Raw genomic sequence first — 2,486 nt, forward strand, 5'->3', positions numbered from 1 at the left:
TTTGTATCCAATGTCACGAGCTAGCATCGAAGACCAAAAACAATGACGAAATGCATCGCTTTTATCATTGTGTCCATTGATGCCAAAGCGAGATTCTGTTTCGAAAAAAGCAACATCTTTCGCTTCTTTTATTGCTATAGCATGGTGAGGGTTTAATTTAAGATACTCTTTTTCACCTTCTTTAAGAGAATTGTATTGTTGATAAATATGTTTAACCATGAGACCTCCGCATTTAAACACAAACTAGCCTACACTTTTAAAACAAATCCACATTACTAAAAACTGATTAAAAATAAGACCTTGAGAAGGAAAGCACAGTTACATGATTATCAATTACATCTTCGAACTTACTCGGACACATAACGCCTTGCTAAGGTGTGAGCAACGCAATGCCGAAGCCGCCGCATACCACCTTAACCACTAAAACTAACGCATAGTAAAAATGCCACGCGTTGCGAATCACTCTTAAACAGTTTGTTAGCTTGATATATATTCACGCACTAACTTTCTTTGGTGTGCTTAGCTTTGTAAGCAGAGTAAAAACCTATAAAGAAGAAAGTATTTGTTATTACTAAAACTAAACCTGATACCGCAGGTAGGTTAGAACCTAAGATCAATGAAAGCGTATAATACTGCGCACAAGCCGCCATTATGCAAAGAGCTAGTGAACGCAGTAATGTTACACCTTTAGGTAACTGACTTGGAGATGATAGGCACAAAGAGAAAAGCACGTGAGAGAAATGGATTGTCGCCAATGAAAAGGCAAGTATTAGAAATATGATTAGCATTATAAATCATCCGCTTTTAGCAAACCTCTACGTAACAACTCTTTTTGAGCATCTTTTGCATTTGAACTCGTTTGGTATGCAATAACAGTAACCATAACAACCAGAATTGCCGATGCTCGTGATGCTGCTTGTTTTGTTAGTCCCATTTTCATGCCAACTTGCGCTACTGGCGACGAGGTAACCGTTTTTTTGAGTTGCTCAGAGGCTTTTTGTGAAGCTCCAATGACCCCTTTTTCATTTGCGGAGTATAAAAATGCTGCAACACCAGCCACTGTCAACGGAATTGTTATATCTAGCCCTACGACTTTCAGCGCGTCAGTCACCCCTTTATTCGTATCAAAGAACTCCCTAAGCTCACTGTCAGAAAGAGACCACGAGAACCAATATGGATTAGCTACAACCTGCGAAACTAATCCGTACAATGAGGCTTTTAACTGGTTATCACTCATGCCTAGTATGTGCTTTAATATTTGCGATTGCTTATTTTTTGGGAGCTGTCTGTAGAGGACAATTCCAGTCATGATCGGAATTGCATTGGCTTGCTTTTTCAAGCGAGACTCATGCTTTTCCATTCCAATTAAACTCGCATAATATTTTACTGGGTCAGCCCCAACCTTTGACTGTTGAACTCTCATAAAAACTCCTACTTAGCATATATCCGGATTGATACGTTCTAAAAAGTCACGACACAAATCCACTTAGCTTTTTTTCGTATGACTTCACGAGAGACTGCAATTTACTGGATCAGTAATTACTTACTAGAACCTTGACTATAAGGTGTTGATATATCGAGCTAACGCCCTGTTAAGGTGTGAGCAACGCAATACTGGAGCCGCCGCATGCCATCTTAAACGCTAGACGCAACGCATAGCAAAAATGCCAAGCGTTGCGAATCACTCTTAAACAGTTTGTTAGAAGCACTATTACAATTTGTTTTGGTATAGATCACCGATAGGAAAAATCATTGTGTAATCATCCCAGTTTAGATTCCCATCAAGTAGGTCAAACTTCAAAAAGTGAGAAACGTCTTTATACACATCATAGTCTGGGTGACCATTACCAAAAATAAATGGTGCGAAATCCACGATTGAAATATGACTATCACTAAACTCGATTTCTAATATGTGACCAGTAAGATGCGTTGCTCTAACCACCGATAACTCTGACATTTTTAACCTTCTTCGTAATTATCATTGGACTTACATGTTTCTTCTTTACAAAGTAGTCTACCCACTTATCCACTATATCTTCCGCATAACAGTGAACAAAGTCTTGAAACTCTCGCTTCTTCTTAGACTCTAACCCAGTCCCCTTATCTTTGACTACAACTCTTGTTATACGTCCATTCTTTAGGTGAATTTCCGCCTTAGATTCTTTACCTTGAAACTTACCATGTATGTGAATCGGCTCATGCTCATTGCTGTAGAAAAATAGAACTATCCCTAAGTACTCATAAATTTTTGGCATATACACCTCCTTAACATAGAGGTGCATCATTGTGCATATATACCAATTAAAAGTTTGATTAAAGAATGAACGTTTGAATTCTTAGAGCTGTGCCAGTGCTTATAACGCCCTGTTAAGGGGTGAGCAACGCAATACCGAAGCTCCCGCATACCACCTTAAACACCAAAACCAACGCATAGTGAAAATGCCACGCGTTGCGAATCACTCTTAAACAGTTTGTTATATTTTATT

The 2,486-nt window shown here is 38.7% G+C and carries 3 protein-coding genes and 1 pseudogene; all 4 read right to left on the minus strand.

Annotated elements, in window-relative coordinates:
• Positions 1-219 (minus strand): annotated as a pseudogene (locus KIV41_RS12915) (hypothetical protein); the annotation flags it as partial.
• Between the two features lie 568 nt (positions 220-787).
• Positions 788-1,423, minus strand: coding sequence for a hypothetical protein (locus KIV41_RS12925; RefSeq protein ID WP_252040532.1), 636 nt, complete (start codon positions 1,421-1,423; stop codon positions 788-790).
• Positions 1,424-1,711: 288 nt separating this feature from the next.
• Positions 1,712-1,957 (minus strand): DUF2442 domain-containing protein, encoded by a 246-nt coding sequence (locus tag KIV41_RS12935; protein ID WP_025523863.1) that lies wholly within the window; start codon positions 1,955-1,957, stop codon positions 1,712-1,714.
• Positions 1,935-2,255, minus strand: a complete 321-nt coding sequence (locus tag KIV41_RS12940) for a DUF4160 domain-containing protein (RefSeq protein WP_025523864.1) — start codon at positions 2,253-2,255, stop codon at positions 1,935-1,937. Before KIV41_RS12940 ends, KIV41_RS12935 begins: the two co-directional genes overlap by 23 nt.
• Positions 2,256-2,486: the final 231 nt, after the last annotated feature.

Origin of the sequence: Vibrio sp. D401a (genome assembly GCF_030248515.1) — a bacterium.
GTDB lineage: Bacteria > Pseudomonadota > Gammaproteobacteria > Enterobacterales > Vibrionaceae > Vibrio > Vibrio rotiferianus.

What these genes read in the sequence shown, in the direction of transcription:
- KIV41_RS12935 (WP_025523863.1), bottom strand. Translation starts at nt 1,957, where the DNA reads ATGTCAGAGTTATCGGTGGTTAGAGCAACGCATCTTACTGGTCACATA.
- KIV41_RS12940 (WP_025523864.1), bottom strand. Translation starts at nt 2,255, where the DNA reads ATGCCAAAAATTTATGAGTACTTAGGGATAGTTCTATTTTTCTACAGC.
- KIV41_RS12925 (WP_252040532.1), bottom strand. Translation starts at nt 1,423, where the DNA reads ATGAGAGTTCAACAGTCAAAGGTTGGGGCTGACCCAGTAAAATATTAT.